The 18,489-nt window shown below is 69.4% G+C and carries 16 protein-coding genes; 5 read left to right on the top strand and 11 right to left on the bottom strand.

Features of this window, described 5'->3' with window-relative positions:
• The first annotated feature begins 36 nt into the window (after positions 1 to 36).
• On the top strand, positions 37 to 783 hold the full coding sequence (locus tag SGFS_RS42080; protein WP_286257606.1) for a helix-turn-helix domain-containing protein: 747 nt from the start codon (positions 37 to 39) through the stop codon (positions 781 to 783).
• A 10-nt stretch (positions 784 to 793) separates the two neighbouring features.
• On the opposite strand, the gene pyk is transcribed toward SGFS_RS42080, so the two are convergent.
• The gene (gene pyk, locus SGFS_RS42075) at positions 794 to 2,230 is read right to left on the bottom strand and encodes a pyruvate kinase (RefSeq protein WP_286257604.1); all 1,437 of its coding nucleotides are present in this window, start codon (positions 2,228 to 2,230) and stop codon (positions 794 to 796) included.
• Between the two features lie 113 nt (positions 2,231 to 2,343).
• On the bottom strand, positions 2,344 to 3,057 hold the full coding sequence (locus SGFS_RS42070; RefSeq protein ID WP_286257603.1) for an SIMPL domain-containing protein: 714 nt from the start codon (positions 3,055 to 3,057) through the stop codon (positions 2,344 to 2,346).
• Positions 3,058 to 3,239: 182 nt separating this feature from the next.
• Between SGFS_RS42070 and SGFS_RS42065 the strand changes: the two genes are divergently transcribed.
• Positions 3,240 to 5,048: a bifunctional metallophosphatase/5'-nucleotidase gene (locus SGFS_RS42065; protein ID WP_286257601.1), complete on the top strand. Its 1,809-nt coding sequence runs from the start codon at positions 3,240 to 3,242 to the stop codon at positions 5,046 to 5,048.
• 14 nt (positions 5,049 to 5,062) lie between these two features.
• Here SGFS_RS42065 and SGFS_RS42060 read toward each other — a convergent pair whose 3' ends face one another.
• The 7 genes from SGFS_RS42060 to SGFS_RS42030 form a co-directional block, all read right to left on the bottom strand.
• Positions 5,063 to 6,226 (bottom strand): GDSL-type esterase/lipase family protein, encoded by a 1,164-nt coding sequence (locus tag SGFS_RS42060; RefSeq protein WP_286257599.1) that lies wholly within the window; start codon positions 6,224 to 6,226, stop codon positions 5,063 to 5,065.
• Positions 6,227 to 6,290: 64 nt separating this feature from the next.
• A complete protein-coding gene (locus SGFS_RS42055) occupies positions 6,291 to 7,757 on the bottom strand; it encodes a lysine N(6)-hydroxylase/L-ornithine N(5)-oxygenase family protein (RefSeq protein ID WP_286257597.1) in 1,467 nt (488 codons plus the stop codon).
• On the bottom strand, positions 7,754 to 9,118 hold the full coding sequence (locus tag SGFS_RS42050; RefSeq protein WP_286257596.1) for a pyridoxal phosphate-dependent decarboxylase family protein: 1,365 nt from the start codon (positions 9,116 to 9,118) through the stop codon (positions 7,754 to 7,756). Before SGFS_RS42050 ends, SGFS_RS42055 begins: the two co-directional genes overlap by 4 nt.
• A gap of 219 nt (positions 9,119 to 9,337) precedes the next feature.
• Positions 9,338 to 11,845: an aminopeptidase N gene (gene pepN / locus SGFS_RS42045; RefSeq protein WP_286257594.1), complete on the bottom strand. Its 2,508-nt coding sequence runs from the start codon at positions 11,843 to 11,845 to the stop codon at positions 9,338 to 9,340.
• Positions 11,846 to 11,935: 90 nt separating this feature from the next.
• Positions 11,936 to 12,403 carry a response regulator gene (locus SGFS_RS42040; protein ID WP_286257593.1) on the bottom strand — a complete coding sequence of 156 codons (468 nt, stop codon included), beginning with the start codon at positions 12,401 to 12,403 and terminating at the stop codon, positions 11,936 to 11,938.
• A 316-nt stretch (positions 12,404 to 12,719) separates the two neighbouring features.
• Positions 12,720 to 13,094 (bottom strand): chorismate mutase, encoded by a 375-nt coding sequence (locus tag SGFS_RS42035; protein ID WP_286257592.1) that lies wholly within the window; start codon positions 13,092 to 13,094, stop codon positions 12,720 to 12,722.
• A 71-nt stretch (positions 13,095 to 13,165) separates the two neighbouring features.
• A protein-coding gene (locus SGFS_RS42030) for an IS5 family transposase (RefSeq protein ID WP_434025902.1) occupies positions 13,166 to 13,962 on the bottom strand; the annotation gives its coding sequence in 2 pieces (ribosomal slippage) (positions 13,166 to 13,624 and positions 13,627 to 13,962; 795 coding nt in all).
• 97 nt (positions 13,963 to 14,059) lie between these two features.
• On the opposite strand from SGFS_RS42030, the gene SGFS_RS42025 reads away from it, so the two are divergent.
• Entirely contained in the window at positions 14,060 to 14,959 is a 900-nt protein-coding gene (locus tag SGFS_RS42025; RefSeq protein ID WP_286257590.1) for a hypothetical protein, read from the top strand.
• Between the two features lie 86 nt (positions 14,960 to 15,045).
• On the opposite strand, the gene SGFS_RS42020 is transcribed toward SGFS_RS42025, so the two are convergent.
• Positions 15,046 to 16,017, bottom strand: a complete 972-nt coding sequence (locus tag SGFS_RS42020; RefSeq protein ID WP_286257589.1) for an SDR family oxidoreductase — start codon at positions 16,015 to 16,017, stop codon at positions 15,046 to 15,048.
• Complete coding sequence (locus SGFS_RS42015; RefSeq protein WP_286257588.1) at positions 16,014 to 16,796, bottom strand: SDR family oxidoreductase; 783 nt, start codon at positions 16,794 to 16,796, stop codon at positions 16,014 to 16,016. Before SGFS_RS42015 ends, SGFS_RS42020 begins: the two co-directional genes overlap by 4 nt.
• 66 nt (positions 16,797 to 16,862) lie before the next feature.
• Between SGFS_RS42015 and SGFS_RS42010 the strand changes: the two genes are divergently transcribed.
• A complete protein-coding gene (locus tag SGFS_RS42010) occupies positions 16,863 to 17,606 on the top strand; it encodes an enoyl-CoA hydratase family protein (RefSeq protein WP_286257587.1) in 744 nt (247 codons plus the stop codon).
• Positions 17,607 to 18,443: a CoA transferase subunit A gene (locus SGFS_RS42005; RefSeq protein ID WP_286257586.1), complete on the top strand. Its 837-nt coding sequence runs from the start codon at positions 17,607 to 17,609 to the stop codon at positions 18,441 to 18,443.
• Positions 18,444 to 18,489: the final 46 nt, after the last annotated feature.

Below are 18,489 nucleotides of genomic sequence, written 5' to 3'. Positions count from 1 at the left end.
TGCACACGGACACGATCAGTAACACACAGTGGCCGCATGTACGACATCAGCACACGCAAGCGAGCACTCGCACTGCTTGCACAGGGCCGCAGCCTGAACTCGGTGAGCCGGGAGACGGGCATCTCACGCTCCGCCATCCGGTCGTGGCAAGACCGCCTTGAGCCGCTACCCCGCATGGCGATCCCGACCCCGGAGCCACCCGCCGACAACAGCGCGTACGCCTACTTGCTAGGCCTCTACTTGGGCGACGGGTGTATCAGTGCCCACCCGCGCGGCACCGGGTACTACCTCAGGATCGCGTGCGCCGATGCGTGGCCTGGGCTCCTCCAGCAATGTCGCGAGGCCATCGTGAAGGTGCGTCCCGGCATCAGCGTCTACGCCCTTCAAAAGGAGGGCTACACGATGATGACCAGTTACTTCCGGCACTGGCCCGTTCTCTTCCCTCAGCACGGTCCGGGCAAGAAGCACGAACGCACCATCGACCTTGAGCTCTGGCAGCAAACCATCGTCGACGCGCACCCTTGGGAGCTCATCCGCGGCCTCATTCACTCCGACGGCTGCCGCATCACCAACTGGACTACTCGCGTCATCGCAGGCGAGCAGAAGCGCTACGAGTACCCCCGGTACTTCTTCACCAACCTGTCGAGCGACATCATCCGTCTCTTCACTACGGCGCTCGACCAGGTGGGGGTCGACTGGAAGATGGCAAATGCGCGCAACGTCTCCGTTGCCCGCAAAGCCTCCGTCGCCCTACTCGACACCCACGTAGGCCCCAAGTACTGACCCCCACCCCCTACTTGGGACTGTCGTCCTCCCCAATGTGATGCACCCGCACCATGTTCGTCCCACCCGCAACCCCCGGCGGCGACCCCGCCGTGATCACCACGACGTCACCCTTCTTGCAGCGGCCGTACTTCAACAACAGCTCGTCCACCTGGTCGACCATCGCGTCCGTCGAGTCCACATGCGGGCCCAAGAACGTCTCCACGCCCCACGTCAGGCTCAACTGCGACCGCGTCGCCGGGGCCGGGGTGAACGCCAGCAGGGGGATCGGGGACCGGTAGCGCGAGAGCCGTCGAGCCGTGTCGCCGGACTGGGAGAACGCGACCAGGAACTTCGCCCCCAGGAAGTCGCCGATTTCCGCTGCCGCGCGGGCCACCGCTCCGCCCTGGGTGCGGGGTTTGTTCCGCTCCGTCAGCGGTGGGAGGCCCTTCGAGAGGAGGTCCTCCTCCGCTGCCGTCACGATCTTCGCCATCGTCCGGACCGTCTCCACCGCGTACTTGCCGACGCTCGTCTCGCCCGACAGCATCACCGCGTCCGTGCCGTCGATGACGGCGTTGGCGACGTCGCTCGCCTCCGCGCGTGTCGGGCGGGAGTTGTCGATCATCGAGTCGAGCATCTGGGTGGCGACGATCACCGGCTTGGCGTTGCGCTTCGCGAGCTTGATCGCGCGCTTCTGGACGATCGGGACCTGTTCCAGGGGCATTTCGACGCCCAGGTCTCCCCGCGCGACCATGATGCCGTCGAACGCGGCCACGATGTCGTCGATCGCCTCCACCGCCTGCGGTTTTTCCACCTTGGCGATGACGGGCAGTCGGCGGCCTTCCTCGTCCATGATGCGGTGGACGGCTTCGATGTCCCGGCCGCTCCGTACGAACGACAGCGCTACGACGTCGAAGCCCGTGCGCAGCGCCCAGCGGAGGTCGTCCTCGTCCTTCTCCGACAGTGCGGGGACCGATACCGCGACCCCGGGGAGGTTCAGGCCCTTGTTGTCGGAGATGATCCCGCCTTCCACCACCCTCGTGTGGACTCGGGGGCCGTCGACCTCCGTGACCTCCAGGGTGACCTTGCCGTCGTCCACGAGGATGCGTTCGCCCGTGGTGACGTCGGCTGCCAGGCCGGCGTATGTCGTGCCGCAGATCTCGCCGTTGCCTTGTACGCCCTCTTCGACGCTGATGGTGAAGGTGTCGCCGCGTTCGAGTAGTACGGGGCCTTCTGTGAAGCGGCCGAGGCGGATCTTCGGGCCTTGAAGGTCGGCGAGTATGCCGACGCTGCGGCCGGTTTCGTCGGCGGCCTTCCTGACGTGGCGGTAGCGCTCCTCGTGTTCGGCGTGGCCGCCGTGGCTGAGGTTGAAGCGGGCGACGTCCATGCCGGCCTCGACCAGTGCCTTGATCTGGTCGTATGAGTCGGTGGCGGGCCCGAGGGTGCAGACGATCTTTGCTCGGCGCATGTCTTCGACCCTAGGGCTTACCGGTGGGTAGTGATTTGGTGGTGCGTGACTACTCAACGGCCTTTGCGTGGAAGGTAATTGACAAGTCGTTAAGTGTGCGCCGGGCGCATGTCTCACAGCTTGGGTGGTGCCATGGTGAAGCGGGCGTTGACTTGTGCGTAGACGCGTTGGCGTTGGGGTTCGAGGTCGAGGGGGGCTGCGGCGGTTTCCTCGGCGGCTGCCATGGAGCGCATGCGGCCGCCGGGGGCTGCGGGGGCGAGGGGTCTGGCGGGGCCTTCGGCGCCGATGTCGGCCAGTTCGACCAGGGCTGCCAGTGTGGTGCCCAGGGCTTCCGCGTACTCCCTCGCGCGCTGTACGGCTTCCCGTACCGCCTGCTGGCGGGCCTTCCTGTGTGCCGGTGAGTCGGGGCGCAGGGACCACCACGGGCCGTCGACTCTCGTGAGGTCCAGGTCCGCCAGGCGGGTCGTCAGTTCACCCAGTGCCGTGAAGTCCGTCAGCTCCGCTGTGATGTGGACTCGGCCGTGGTACGCGTGGATTCGCTCGCCTCTTCCCTTCTCCTTCAGTTCCGGTGTGATGGAGAAGGCGCCTGTCTCCAGTCTCTCCACCGCGTCGCCGTATGTCTTGATGAGGTCGAGGACGGTGCCGTTGCGGCGGGTGAGGTCGTCGAGGGCGGCTCGGCGGTCTTTGCCTCGGGCGGCGACGGTGACGCTGATGCGGGCGAGTTCGGGGTCGACTTCGAGGCGGGCTTCGCCGCGGACGGCGATGCGGGGGGCTTCGGGGGTTCCGTAGGGGACGGCGGGGGCGGCTTCCTCTGGGCTGGCGGTCATACGTCCCACTCTGTCACCAGTCACCCGGTTGGGGTGTGGGCAGGTCACCAGATCGCAACCTGCGGGGTCTGTTGCCGTTGGGAATGGACGCGTCAGAATCTACGCGCGTTGTCCATGTGGGCGGTGTTGTCCGCATGGTTGTCTACGCGCGTTGTGTTCCGTTCCCCGAGGAGTAGTCAGACATGCCCTTGAACCGCCGGAAGTTCCTGAAGAAGTCCGCCGTGACCGGTGCGGGGGTGGCCATCGCCGGTGCTGCCGCGGCGCCGAGCGCCCAGGCGGCCGAGGCGGTCGACAGCAAGGCGAAGGATCCGAAGCGGTACAAGTTCACCGTGATGGGGACGACCGACCTGCACGGCAACGTCTTCAACTGGGACTACTTCACGGACAAGGAGTTCGACGACAAGGCGCACAACGACGTGGGTCTGGCGAAGATCTCCACGCTCGTCAACCAGATCCGTAAGGAGAAGGGGCGGCGGAACACGCTGCTGATCGACGCGGGCGACACCATTCAGGGCACGCAGCTGTCGTACTACTACGCCAAGGTCGACCCGATCACCGCCAAGGGCGGCCCGGTGCACCCGATGGCGCAGGCGATGAACGCGATCGACTACGACGCGGCCGCGCTCGGCAACCACGAGTTCAACTACGGCATTCCGGTGCTGCGGAAGTTCCAGGAGCAGTGTCGTTTCCCGCTGTTGGGTGCCAACGCGCTGGACGCGAAGACGCTGCGGCCGGCGTTCCCGCCGTACAGCATGCACCGGCTGTGCACCCCGCACGGCCGTGATGTGAAGGTGGCTGTTCTCGGGCTGACCAACCCCGGCATCGCGATCTGGGACAAGGCGAACGTGCAGGGGAAGATGACGTTCCCGGGGCTGGAGGAGCAGGCGGCGAAGTGGGTGCCGAAGCTGCGGTCGATGGGTGCGGACGTCGTGATCGTGTCGGCGCACAGCGGTTCTTCGGGTACGTCCTCGTACGGTGACCAGTTGCCGTACATCGAGAACGCGGCCGGGCTGGTGGCCGAGCAGGTGCCGGGCATCGACGCGATTCTCGTGGGGCACGCGCACACGGAGATCCCGGAGTACTTCGTCACCAACAAGGAGACCGGCAAGCAGGTCGTGTTGTCGGAGCCGCTGAAGTGGGGTCAGCGGCTGACGCTGTTCGACTTCGAGCTGGTGTGGGCCAAGGGTTGCTGGAAGGTCGAGAAGGTGGCGGCCAAGGTTCTGAACTCCAACGCGGTGGAGGAGGACCCGAAGATCGTCAAGATGCTGGGGGACGAGCACACGAAGGTCGTGGCGTACGTCAACCAGATCATCGGTACGAACGCGGCCGAGATGACGTCGGTGGAGGCGCCGTACAAGGATGTGGCGATCATCGATCTGATCAACCACATCCAGGCGGACACGGTGAAGCAGGCGCTGGCGTCGGGTGAGTATGCGTCGCTGCCGGTGTTGTCACAGGCTGCGGCGTTTTCGCGCAGTGCGGTGATTCCTGCGGGGAATGTCACCATTCGGGATGTCGCTGGTCTGTATGTCTTCGAGAACACGCTGGAGGCGCGTCTGATGACGGGTGCGCAGATGAAGGCGTATCTGGAGTACTCGGCGAACTACTTCGTGCAGACGGCGGCGGACGCGGTGATCGATCCGGCGAAGCTGACGAATGCGAACGGTACGCCGGACTACAACTACGACGCGGTGAGTGGTCTGTCGTACGAGATCGACATCGCGAAGCCGGCGGGTTCGCGGGTGACGAATGTGCGGTTCGAGGGTGCGCCGTTGGCGGACGACAAGAAGTTCGTGTTCGCGGTGAACAACTACCGGGCCAACGGTGGCGGGAACTTCCCGCATGTCGCCGCGGCCCAGTTGTTGTGGTCGAACTCGGACGAGATTCGTAACACGATGATCGCGTGGGTGAAGGCGAAGGGGTCGATCGACCCGGCGGCGTTCGCTTCGGTGGACTGGAAGCTGACGCGGAACGGTACGCCTGTCTTCTAGGGCTTCAAGGTTCTCTAGAGGTTCAGCAGACCGAGGTCGACGGCGTCGGCGATGGCTTTCGCGCCGGCGTCGTTGACGTGGAGGCCGTCGCCGCTGTTGTACTCGTCGCGGATTCGGGTGGGGTGGTCCGGGTCCGCGACGGCGGCGGCGACGTCGATGATCGCGTCGAAGGGGTGGGTGTCGCCGAGGAGCCAGGTGTTGACCTCGGCGCGTACGGTCTGGCCCTCTTCGGTGTCGTAGCCGGGGTAGACCGTGCCGGCGTAGGGGCCGATCGTGGAGCCGATGACGGTGAGTCCGGCGGTGTGGAGGCGGTCGGCGAGGGTTGTGAGGCCGGTGATGAGGTCGGCGGCCGTGGGGAGTTTGGCGGGTTCGGGGAAGGCGATGGCGCCGGGCAGGCCGAGGTCGTTGAGGCCGACGTGGACGATGACGTGGGTGGCGCCGGGGACGCTGAGGACGTCGCGTTCGATCCGGGTGAGCAGGTGGGCGCCGATCTCGTCGGCGAGGAGGCGGTTGCCGGAGATGCCGGGGGCGACGATCCAGCCGTTGGTGAGGCGGCGGTCGAGTTGGGCGGGGAAGCTGTTGCCGGTGCCGGGGGTGGTGGCCATGCCCTCGATCCAGGAGTCGCCGAAGGCTACGGCGATGTGGGTGTTCTCGGGGGCGAGGACGTCGATGCCGGTGATGTAGTGGCCGGTGATCAGCTCTTCTGATTCGTCGAGGGTCTCGGCGGTGAGTTGGTTGCCGGGGACGGTGTGGCCGATGTCGTAGGGGATGGCGGAGTAGGTGGACAGGCCGGTGTCGCCCGGGAGGTAGAGGCTGAGGGCGAGTTCCTCGCCGGCGGTGACGGCTGTTTCGACCGGGTCGCTGACGATGTCCTCGCCGGCCGGGATGGTGACGGTCTCGGCGCCCGCGAAGAGCAGGGTGATGTCCGAGTCGGGGGCTATTGCGCTGCCTTCGGTGCGGCGGGCGAGGTGGGCGCCGCCTATCTCCAGCGGGGTTCTGCCGTACCGGTTGCTGAGGCGGACGCGCAGTGCCTCGCCGCCGCCGGCGGGGCGCAGGGTCTGGCGTACGGTCTGGTCGGTGAAGCCTCGGACCTCGAAGAGTTTGAAGGCTTCGTGGGGGTCGATCACGGCGGAGCGGTGAGCGGCGATCCAGGTGTTGCCTGCGCGGGTGCTGGTCATGGCCGAAAGGTAGGCAGTTTTCTTGCAGCCGTCACCACTCTTGCCCTACTTCTTTGTCTTTCCATTACCTTGCGTCGGTGAGTGGGGTGAGGGTTCTCTCCTGTCGGGCGGCCGGGATCTGCGGGCGGGGTTCGAGGCCGAAGGTGGTGAAGGCGGTGCGGCCGGGGAGTGGGTAGGGCTCCTTGCCGGTGAGTGTGTTGAGGATGGTGGCGCTGCGCCAGGCGGTGAGGCCGAGGTCGGGGGTGCCGACGCCGTGGGTGTGCCGTTCGGCGTTCTGGACGTAGACGTGGCAGCCGGAGGCGGTGACGGAGGGGTCGAGGACCATGCGGAACTGTTCGTCGACGCGGGGTCGTTCGCGGCTGTCGCGGCGGATGTAGGGGTCGAGGCCGGCGAGGATGCGGTCGAGGGGGCGTTCGCGGTAGCCGGTGGCGAGGACGACGGCGTCGGTGGTGAGGCGGGAGCGGGTGCCCTGCTGGATGTGTTCGAGGTGGAGTTCGACCTTGGTGGTGGCGAGGCGGCCGGCGGTGCGGACGTGGACGCCGGGGGTGAGGACGGCGTCGGGCCAGCGGCCGTCGAGGGTGCGGCGGTACAGCTCGTCGTGGATGGCGGCGAGTGTGGCGGCGGCGATGCCCTTGTGGAGCTGCCACTGGGCGGGGACGAGCCGGTCGCGGGTGGGTTCGGCGAGGGCGTGGAAGTAGCGGGTGTAGTCGGGCGTGAAGTGTTCCAGGCCGAGCTTGCTGTACTCCATGGGTGCGAACGCCTCCGTGCGGCCGAGCCAGTGCAGTCGTTCGCGTCCGGTGGGCCGGTGGCGGAGCAGGTCGAGGAAGACTTCGGCGCCGGACTGTCCGGCGCCGATGACGGTGACGTGTTCGGCGGCGCGGAGGCGGTCGCGTTCGGCGAGGTAGTCGGCGGCGTGGACGACGGGCACGCCGGGTGCCTCGACGAGCGGCTTGAGGGGTTCGGGGACGTACGGTTCGGTGCCGACCCCGAGGACGACGTTGCGTGCGTAGGTACGGCCGAGGGTTTCGGCTCCGCCCTCCCCGTCGGGTTGGGTGTGGTCGACTTCGAACAGGTCGCGTTCGGGGTTCCAGCGGACGGAGTCGACCTGGTGGCCGAAGTGCAGCCCGGGGAGGTTCTCGCTGACCCAGCGGCAGTAGGCGTCGTATTCGGCGCGCTGGATGTGGAAGCGCTCGGCGAAGTAGAAGGGGAAGAGGCGGTCGCGGGCGCGGAGGTAGGTGAGGAAGGACCAGGGGCTTGCGGGGTCGGCGAGGGTCACCAGGTCGGCGAGGAAGGGGACTTGGACGGTGCTGCCCTCGATGAGCAGGCCGGGGTGCCAGTCGAAGGCGGGGCGTTGTTCGTAGAAGACGGCGTCGAGTTCGGCGAGGGGGTGGGCGAGGGCGGCGAGGGAGAGGTTGGCGGGGCCGATGCCGATGCCGATGAGGTCGCGGGGGGCGTCGGGTTCGTGGTGGTCCGTTTGGTTTTCGGTGGTCTCGTGGTGAGGGGGTTGTGGGGCGTCGGGGGTGGAGCTCATCGGGGGGTGGTTCCTTCCACGAGTTTCAGCAGCGCTGCCAGGTCGTCCGGCCGGGTGTGGGGGTTGAGGAGGGTGGTCTTGAGCCACAGGCGCCCGTCGAGTCGAGCGCGGCCCATGACGGCTCGGCCGTCATGGAGGAGGTTTCGGCGTACGGCGGCCACGGTGTCGTCGGGGGCGTCGGTGGGCCGGAACAGGACGGTGCTGATGGTGGGCCGGTCGTAGAGCTCGAAGCGGGGGTGTGTCTCGACGAGGTCGGCGAAGTCCTGTGCGAGTGCGCAGACCTGGTCGACGAGGGCGCCGAGTCCGGTGCGGCCGAGGGTTTTGAGGGTGACGGCGATCTTGAGGATGTCGGGGCGGCGGGTCGTGCGCAGTGAGCGGCCGAGGAGGTCGGGGAGTCCGGCTTCGGTGTCGTCGTCGGCGTTGAGGTAGTCGGCTCGGTGGTTCAGTGCGGTGAGGTCTTGTGCGTCGCGTACGGCGAGGAGGCCGGCGGCGACCGGCTGCCAGCCGAGTTTGTGCAGGTCGAGGGTGATGGTGTGGGCGCGGTCGAGTCCGTCGAGGAGTGCGCGGTGCCGGTCGCTGAGGAGGAGGCCGCCGCCGTAGGCCGCGTCGATGTGGAGGCGGGCGCCGTGGGCTTCGCAGAGGTCGGCGATGTCGGGGAGGGGGTCGATGAGTCCGGCGTCGGTGGTGCCCGCGGTGGCGGCTACCACGAGGGAGCCGCGTGGCCCTTGGAGGTGGGTGAGGGCGGCGTCGAGGGCGGCGGGGTCGAGGGTTCCGGCGGGGGCGGGGACGGTGACGGGTTCGGGCAGGCCGAGGAGCCAGGCGGCACGGTGGAGGGAGTGGTGGGCGTTGGCGCCGACGACGAGTTGCGCGCCGCCGTGGGCCTCTCTGGCCAGGAGGACGGCGAGTTGGTTGGACTCGGTGCCGCCGGTGGTGACGAGGGCGTCCGCGCAGTGCAGTTCGGCGGCCAGGGCCTTGGTGACGAGGCTTTCCAGGGTGGAGGCGGCCGGGGCCTGGTCCCAGGAGTCGAGGGACGGGTTCAGGATGGAGGCCGCGAGGTCGGCGGCGGTGGCGACGGCCAGGGGCGGGGTGTGGAGGTGGGCCGCGCACAGGGGGTCGGCGGGGTCCGCGGAGCCGGCGGCGAGGGCGTGGACGAGGCGGTGGAGGGCGTGCGGGTCGCCTTCGGCGGGGAGCGGGTCGCCGAGTGCGTCCCGCATCCGTGCGGCGACCGCCTCCGGGCCGTCGGCGGGGAGGGGTCCACCGCGTGCGGCCGCCCCCGTGCCGAGCGCGTCGAGCACGGTGTCGAGCAACGGCCGTAGCGCGTCGGGCCCTTGGGGGCCTGAGGCGAGGGGTGGGGTGGGCATGACGGGCCTCCGAAGACACGGGGAGTCCCATCTTGTAGGCCATTGGGGTGCCACATCCCCAAAAGCCCACCGATTACAACCAAAGGGGGTACGGGAGCCGCGCCGCGAAGGGGCGCGGGGAAGTGCGCGACCAGCCACAGACGGCCGTCAGCCCGCAGACGCCCGCCACCCCAACCCGCACCCCAACGGCGCACCCCAACGGCGCGCCTCGCAAACGAACTACCCTTCGCGCACCTTCAACGCCCGCCCCAGATCATCCAATTGATCCGCCAGCTTCCGCCGCAACGCGGGAATCAGGTCCTCCTGGCCCAGGCACCGCTCCCCCAAGCGAAGTGTCTCCGGGTCCACGGCGTACACCGGGAACGCCCACCGCCCGGCGGCGTCGGCGATCGCCGGTCCTCGCCTGGCGGCGAGTGCCACCGCGTCGGCCCAGTAGCGCTCCAGGTACTCCCCCAGGATCTCCGTCTGTTCCGGCTGCCAGAAGCCCTGCGCGGTGGCGATGAAGAGGTAGTTGGAGAGGTGGTCGGAGGCGAACATCTCCTCCCAGGCCTTGGCCTTGGTCTGCGGGTCGGGCAGGGCGGCGCGGCAGCGGGCGGCGCCCTCCTGGCCGGCGGCGCTGGGATCACGGTCGAGTTCCGCGGCGATCGTGGTCTCGTCGGTGGCGCCGAGGACGGCGAGCCGGGCGAGGACGCGCCAGCGCAGCTCGGGGTCGAGTTCGGGTCCGCCGGGGACGGTGCCGTCGGCGAGCCAGGTGGCGATGGTGTCGGGGTGCGCGGCGACGTCGATGTAGTGGCGTACGGCGATCAGGCGCAGGCCGGGGTTGTCGCCGTCCTCGGTGCGGCGGATGAGGTCGCGGCAGAGGGCGGTGAGCGTGGTGAGGGCGGCGGGGCGCTGCTCGGGGGTGAGGTAGCGGCCGGCGATCTGGGCGGTGGCGAAGGTGAGGACGCCTTCGACGACGGCCAGGTCGGTTTCGCGGGGGAGGTGGGTGCGGGCCGCGTCGAGGTAGGCGGTGGGGGGGAGTTCGGCGTCGCGTACGGCGTCTCGGAGGACGTTCCAGACGACGGCTCGGGTGAGCGGGTCGGGGAGTCCGGAGAGGCTGTTGGTGACGGTGGTGAAGGAGTCAGCGTCGAAGCGGACCTTGGCGTAGGTGAGGTCGCCGTCGTTGAGGAGGAGCAGGGCGGGGCGCTTGCCGATGGGCTGTTCGGCGGTCTGGGGGACGTCGAGTTCGACGCGTTCGCGCAGGGTGAGGTGGCTGCCCTGGTCGTCGGTGAGGTCCTGGTCGTAGACGCCGACGGCGATGCGGTGGGGGCGGCTTCCGGTGTGGTCGACGGTCAGGGTGTAGGTGCCGTCGGTGCCTCGGGTGACCTTGGGGGTGAGGGTGTCGACTCCGGTGGTGCGCAGCCAGGCGTCGGCCCAGGCGTGGACGTCGCGTTCGGTGGCGTCGGCGAGGGAGTCGATGAAGTCGGCGAGGGTGGCGTTGCCGAAGCGGTGGCGGGCGAAGTGGGTGTTGATGCCTTCGAGGAAGTCCTTCTCGCCGAGCCAGGTGACCAGCTGGCGCAGGGCGGAGGCGCCCTTGGCGTAGGAGATGCCGTCGAAGTTGAGGAGGGCGGCGGCGGTGTCGTCGACGTTCTCGGGGGCGACGGGGTGGGTGGAGGGGCGCTGGTCGGCGTCGTAGCCCCAGGCCTTGCGGGCGATGCCGAAGTCGGTCCAGGTGTCGGTGAAGCGGCTGGCTTCGCTGAGGGTCTGGTAGCCCATGTACTCGGCGAAGGACTCGTTCAGCCAGATGTCGTCCCACCACCTGAGGGTGACGAGGTCGCCGAACCACATGTGGGCCATCTCGTGGGCGATGACCATGGCGCGGGTCTGCCGCTCGGTGTCGGTGACGGCGGAGCGGTAGACGAAGTCGTCGCGGAAGGTGACGAGGCCGGGGTTCTCCATGGCGCCCGCGTTGAACTCGGGGACGAAGGCCTGGTCGTAGGAGTCGAAGGGGTACGGCTCCTCGAACTTCTCGTGGTAGCGGTCGTAGAGGGCGCGGGTGACGTCGAGGATCTCGTCGGCGTCGGCGTCGAGGTAGGGGGCGAGGGAGCGGCGGCAGTGGATGCCGAAGGGCAGGCCGCGGTGCTCGGTGCGAAGGGAGTGCCAGGGGCCGGCGGCGACGGCGACGAGGTAGGTGGAGATCGGTGGGGTGGGCGCGGCGTGCCAGCTGCCGTCGTCCTGCTGCTCGGTGACGCTGTTGGCGAGGACGGTCCAGCCTTCGGGGGCGGTGACGGTCAGCTCGAAGGCGGCCTTCAGGTCGGGCTGGTCGAAGGCGGCGAAGACGCGCTGGACGTCGTCCATGAAGAGCTGGGTGTAGACGTACGTCTCGTCGTCGGTGGGGTCGGTGAAGCGGTGCATGCCCTCGCCGGTGCGGGAGTATCGCATGACGGCGTCGACGACCAGTTCGTGCTCGCCCTCGGTGAGGTTCTTGAGGGGCAGGCGGTTGCCGGTGAGGGTGTCGGGGTCGAGGTGGTTGCCGTCGAGGGTGACCGAGCGGAGTTCGGCCGGCTTCAGCTCGACGAAGGTGTCCGTGCCCTTTTTCTTGCCGCGTGCCGTGAAGCGGATGACGGTACGGGAGTCGAAGGTCTCGTCGCCGCGCGTCAGGTCGAGTGCGATCTGGTAGCGGTGGACGTCGAGGAGCTTTGCACGAGCTTGCGCTTCGTCGCGCGTCAGTACGGACATGGGGGACATGCTGCCTGATGACACAGGCACGGGACAGGGCCGGGCCGGGTACGCGACCTATGTCCGGTAGTACGCGCCCCGTGCCCGGTCGTATGCGACCTATGCCCGGCCTCCCGCGCCGTCCCTCTGGTGGTTGCCGAGGCGGGCGCGGAGGTCTCGGACCTCGCGTTGCAGGGCGTGGGAGCGTTCGTGGGTGTCGTAGAGGTAGCGGACCTTGGTGCGCAGGGCCCAGGGGTCGACGGGTTTCATGACGAGGTCGGCGACGCCCAGCCGGAAGGCGGTTGTGGTGAGTTCGGTGTCGGGGCCGAAGCCGGTGAGGAGGACGACCGGAATGTGCCGGGTCTGCTCCACTCGTCGCATGTGGCGCACGACGTCGAGGCCGCTGACCCCGGGCATGCGCACGTCGAGGAGGAGTAGCCCGATCCGGCCGCGCAGCACCTCCTTGAGGGCCGCGTCACCGCTGGTGGCGCGGGTCAGCCGGTGGCCCAGCGGGGCCAGGGCGCTCTCCAGGGCGTACAGCGTGTCCTCATGGTCGTCGACGATGAGGATCTTGGCTTCCGACGGCATGGCCAGATGTCCTCACTGCGTGTGCTCTTGGCCTGACGAGGAGTGCTCACGCAGGATGCTCGCTGGAGGGGCGGATGTCACTCCCCTGTGCATGCCGGAGTCATGTGCCGCCGTGGTTCTCGGCCGATGCGCTCCGCTGGGGGGCTCGGCCGAGGTACGCCGCGTGGGGGGCTCGGCCGGGGTACGCCGCGTGGGGGGGCTCGGCCGGGGGTGCTGCCGGGGCTCGGCCGAGGTACGCCGCGTGGGGGGCTCGGCCGGGGTACGCCGCGTGGGGGGCTCGGCCGGGGGTGCTGCCGGGGCTCGGCCGAGGCTGTCGTCAGGCCGTTTCCGTCGTGCCGTTCAGGGTGTCGTCCGCGATGCGTTCGTGGTGGCGGATGACCTCGGCGATGATGAAGTTGAGGAGTTTCTCGGCGAAGGCCGGGTCCAGCTTGGCGCTTTCGGCGAGGCCGCGCAGCCGGGAGATCTGCTGGGACTCACGGGTCGGGTCGGCGGGCGGGAGCTGGTGCGCGGCCTTGAGGTGGCCGACCCGTTGGGTGCACTTGAAGCGCTCGGCGAGCATGTGGACGACGGCGGCGTCGATGTTGTCGATGCTGTCCCGCAGCCGTGCGAGCTCCTCCCGCACGTCCGCGTCGACCTCGCCGGCCGCGGCAGCCCTGCCGGTGTTCGCCTCGTTGGTGTTGCTGGTGGTCATGGTCGTCACCCTACGGGGCGGGTGGGGGACGACCGTCGCCGCCCAGGGTCCGGACCGACTTAGACGTCGTCTCATTTGGCGAGTCTGCGGTAGCAGATGAGGCTGCAGGCAATGGCGGTGAAGGCCAGGAAGTGTTCGGCCTTGCGTTCGTAGCGGCGGTGCAGACGGCGGCAGCCGCCCAGCCATGACATCGTGCGCTCGATAGTCCAACGGTGTCGGCCGAGTCGCGTGGAGGACTCGATGCCCTTGCGGGCGATGCGGTGCCGGATACCTCGCTTGCGTAGCCATCGGCGCAGGTGGTCGTAGTCGTAGCCTTTGTCCGCGTGCAGCTTGGCCGGCCGGCGTCTGCGCGGGCCGCGGCGGGAGCGGATCGGCGGGATGCCGCGCACCAGCGGCTCGAGTGCCTGGCTGTCATGCAGGTTCGCGCCGGAGATCCCGACCGAGAGGGGTAAACCGGTCCGCTCGGTGATCAAGTGGACCTTCGAGCCCTTCTTGCCCCGGTCTACAGGATTCGGACCTGTCAGGTCCCCCCTTTCAGGGCCCGCATGTTCACCGAGTCGATCGCGCAACGTGACCAGTCCAACTCTCCGCGCGAGCCCAGTTCGTCGAGGATGACGCGGTGCAGCTTCGCCCAGACCCGGGCGGCGGTCCACTCGGTGAAGCGCCGGTGCGCGGTCGGCCCCGAGGGGCCGAAGACCGGCGGCAACTGCCGCCAGGTGCAACCCGTCGTGGCCACGAAGATGATCGCGGCCAGCACCTCACGATCCCCGTACCGCCGCCGACCGCCGCCCTGCGGCCGCGATGGAGCAGGCGGGACCACCCACTGGAACAGTTCCCACAACTCGTCCGGCACCATGCGCTCGACCATCACCACATCGTGCAGACTACCCAGCACTCCAAATGAGACGACGTCTTAGAGTGGATGGGTACCGAGGCGCGTCGAGGCGTCGCGAGGGGGTGCGGACGTGGCGGACGGCGGACCCGTGGTGCACGGCTACCCGCACCTGGACACCGTGCGGGCGTCGATCACCGCGCTCTACAAGCGGCTGTCGTACGACACCGTCCACGCCTTCGGCGCCAGCGTGCTCCCGGTCGACGTCACCTTCGCCGACACCGACGACCTCCATCTGGGCGCCCAGCGCGTGGCCCGTGAGCTGGTGCGGCACTATCGGCTGCCGGACGCCCGGTTGGTCATCAGCTTCCGTGAGATGACGCACGCGGCCAATGTCGAACTCGCCGCCGGTCCGGAGTACTTCATCGAGCTGAACGACCGGTTCCGCAACCATCGCAGGGACATCGGGGCGGCCCTGGCCCACGAGGTGACGCATGTGTATCTGCACCGCCTCGGCCTCTCCTTCCCGAGCACTCGCGACAACGAGATCCTCACCGACACCGCCGCTACGTATCTGGGCGCGGGGTGGCTGCTCCTCGACGCGTACCGGGAGGACGCCGCCTCCTCGCAGAAGCTGGGCTATCTGACGCCGGAGGAGTTCGGGTATGTGCTGGCCAAGCGGGCGCAGGTCTTCGGTGAGGACCCCTCGGTGTGGTTCACGAGTCCGCAGGCGTACACGGCGTACACGGCGGGGCGGGGGCGGGCGCGGCTCGACGAGCGGCAGCCGCCGCTCGTGGCCGCCGGCTGGGTCGGGCGGCGGCGGTACGCGAGGGATCGGCGGTATGCGCAGGATCACGCGGGTCCGTCCGAGGGGCCGCCCGAAGTGGGGTACGCCTTCAGTCCTGATGGTCGGGGGCCGCTGAGGGTTTCGTTTCCTTGCCCTACCTGTCATCAGCGGATCAGGGTGCCGGTGAAAGGGCGGGTGCGGGCTCGGTGTGGGTTGTGCCGGACGGTGCTGGAGTGTGACACGTGACGGGCGCCCGAGAGCTAGGGACGGGGGGTGCCCTGGCGACCGCAGGCGACTGCGGTTTGTCGTTGTTCGCGCAGTTCCCCGCGCCGCTAGAGGGCGCCGTACACCTGCCCTGGTTTCTCCGCACCCGCGAGCAGCTTCAGTACCGCCTCGCCCGCCTCCTCCGGGCTCCAGCGTGCCCCCTTGTCGACGCCGGGCCCTGCCCGCCATCCCTCCATCACGGTGATCCGGCCGCCCTCCGTCTCGAACACCCGGCCGGTGACACCCGTGCTCGCCGCCGATCCCAGCCAGACCACCAGGGGTGAGACGTTCTCCGGGGCCATCGTGTCGAAGCCGGTCTCGGGGGCGGTCATCGTCTGGACGAAGGTGCGCTCGGTCATCCGTGTCCGGGCCGCCGGTGCGATGGCGTTGACCTGGACGCCGTACCGGGCCAGCTCGGCCGCCGCGACCAGGGTCAGGCCCACGATCCCGGCCTTGGCCGCGCTGTAGTTGCCCTGGCCGACCGAGCCCAGCAGGCCCGCTCCGCTGCTGGTGTTGACGATCCGCGCGACCGGGGTCCGGCCGGCCTTGGTCTCGGCGCGCCAGTGGGCGGCGGCGTGCTTCAGGGGCAGGAAGTGGCCCTTGAGGTGGACGCGGACGACGGCGTCCCAGTCGTCCTCGTCGAGGTTGACCAGCATGCGGTCGCGCAGGAACCCGGCGTTGTTGACGAGGGTGTCGAGGCGGCCGTACGTCTCCAGGGCGGTTTGTACCAGGGATGCGGCGCCTTCGGTCGTGGCGATGTCGCCGCCGTGGGCGACCGCCTCCCCTCCTCCGGCCCTGATCTCGTCGGCCACCCGGGCCGCCGGGCTGTCGGGGTCCGGTGTGCCGTCGAGGCCGACGCCGAGATCGTTGACGACGACACGGGCGCCCTCGGCGGCGTACGCGAGGGCGTGGGCGCGGCCGAGTCCGCGTCCCGCGCCGGTCACGATGACCACGCGCCCCTCGCAGAGCCGTTGGGTGCTGAGTCGTTGTGCGCTGAGCCGTTGCGTGCTGAGTCGTTGTGTGCTCTCGCCAGGCCTCATGCCATGCCTCCTTCGCCTGTTCCGCTGCTTCCGCTGCTTCCGCTGCCGTTGTTGACTGTCGCCGCGTCGAGGAAGGCGGGGCGCTCACCGCCGCCGTGGACGAGGAGTGCGGCCCCGGTGATGTACGCCGCCGCGTCGGAGGCGAGGAAGACGGCCGCCGCGCCGATGTCGGCCGGGCGGGCGAGGCGGCCCAGCGGGACCGTGCGGGCGACGGCCTCGATGCCGTCCTCGTCGCCGTAGTGGAGGTGGGCGCGCTCGGTGCGGACCATGCCGGGGACGACGGTGTTGACGCGGATCTCCGGGGCCCATTCCACCGCCATCGAGCGGGCCAGGTGCTCCAGGCCCGCCTTGGCCGCGCCGTACGCCGCCGAGCCGGGCGAGGGGCGGCTGCCGCTCACGCTGCCGACCATGACGATCGCGCCCCGGGCGCGCCGCAGGTGCGCGTACGCGGCGAGGGAGACGGTCAGGGGGGCCGTCAGGTTCAGTTCGAGGACTCGGGCGTGGCGGCGGGCGTCGCCCTCGGCGAGCGTCCGGTACGGGGTGCCGCCCACGTTGTTGACCAGGATGTCCAGGCGGGGCAGGGCGTCGAAGAAACCTTCCACGGCATCGGGGTCCCGTACGTCCAGCGACGCGAACTCGGCGCCCTTGAGCGGTGCTTCGGGCGGTGTGCGGGCGCAGATGACGACCTCGGCGCCCGCGTCCACGAAGGCGCGGGCGATGCCGGCGCCGACGCCGCGCGTGCCGCCGGTGACGACGGCGAGCTTCCCGTCGAGCTCCATCCGCTGCTACCTTCCCCCAGTAAGAGTCACCAAACAAACGTTAGGTGGAAGGTAGCTGATGCGCCCATGGGTGTCTCCACCTCGTCCCCCGAAAAGGGGATTTCCGTTGTCACGGTCGACTTCCCGCCGGTGAACGCGCTGCCGGTGCGCGGCTGGTTCGAGCTGGCCGACGCCGTGCGCGGGGCGGGGCGTGATCCGTCGGTGCGGTGTGTGGTGCTGGCGGCGGACGGGCGCGGGTTCAACGCGGGCGTGGACATCAAGGAGATCCAGGCGGCGGGGCAGCGCGCGCTGATCGGCGCCAACCACGGCTGTGCGGAGGCGTTCGCCGCCGTGTACGAGTGCGAGGTGCCGGTGGTGGCGGCGGTGCACGGTTTCTGTCTGGGCGGCGGGATCGGCCTGGTGGGCAACGCGGACGCGATCGTGGCGAGCGACGACGCCACGTTCGGGCTGCCCGAGCTGGACCGGGGTGCTCTCGGCGCGGCCACGCATCTGGCCCGGCTCGTGCCCCAGCATCTGATGCGCGCGCTGTACTACACCTCGCGTACGGCGACGGCGGCCGAGCTGCACGCGCACGGCTCGGTGTGGCGGGTCGTACCGCGTGCCGGGCTGCGGGCCGCCGCCGTGGAGCTGGCGCGGGAGATCGCCGCCAAGGACGGGCAGTTGCTCCGGCTGGCCAAGGCCGCGATCAACGGCATCGACCCCGTCGACGTGCGCCGCAGCTACCGCTTCGAACAGGGCTTCACCTTCGAGGCCAACCTCAGCGGGTTGGCCGACCGGGTCCGGGACACCTTCGGGGAGAAGGGGGCGTAGGTGAGTGACAAGACGATGACGGCCGAGGAGGCCGTCGGGCGGCTGGAGAGCGGCATGACCCTCGGCATCGGCGGCTGGGGCTCGCGCCGCAAACCGATGGCGCTGGTGAGAGCACTGCTCCGGTCCGAGATCACCGATCTCACGGTCGTCTCGTACGGCGGTCCGGACGTCGGCATGCTCGCCGCCGCCGGACGCATACGGAAGCTGGTCGCCGCGTTCGCCACCCTCGACTCGATCCCCCTCGAACCGCACTACCGCGCGGCCCGCGAGGCCGGGGCCTTCGAGCTGACGGAGGTCGACGAGGCGATGTTCATGTGGGGGCTGCACGCGGCGGCGAACCGCCTGCCGTTCCTGCCGGTGCGCGCCGGCATCGGCTCTGACGTCATGCGCGTCAACCCCGGCCTGCGGACGGTCACTTCGCCGTACGAGGACGGGGAGACCTTCGTCGCCATGCCCGCACTGCGCCTGGACGCGGCGTTCGTGCACGTCAACCGCGCCGACCGGCTGGGCAACGGCCAGTATCTGGGCCCGGACCCGTACTTCGACGACCTGTTCTGCGAGGCGGCGGACACGGCGTACGTCTCGTGCGAACGGGTCGTCGACACGGCCGAGCTGACGAAGGAGGCACCACCGCAGTCGCTGCTGATCAAGCGGCATGTGGTGACGGGTGTCGTCGAGGCCCCGAACGGGGCGCACTTCACCTCCTGCGCGCCCGACTACGACCGGGACGAGGCCTTCCAGAAGGTGTACGCGACGACCCCGTGGCCGGAGTTCGCGGCGCGGTATCTCGGCGGGGACGAGCAGGCGTACCGGTCGGCGGTCAGGGAGGGCGCGTGAGTGGCGTGAATGCCGTGAGTGGCGTGAGTGGCGTGACTGGCGTGAG

Origin of the sequence: Streptomyces graminofaciens, from assembly GCF_030294945.1 — a bacterium.
Lineage (GTDB): Bacteria > Actinomycetota > Actinomycetes > Streptomycetales > Streptomycetaceae > Streptomyces > Streptomyces graminofaciens.
The sequence above is the reverse complement of the archived record's forward strand: the minus strand, read 5'-3'. Positions and strand labels throughout refer to the sequence as shown.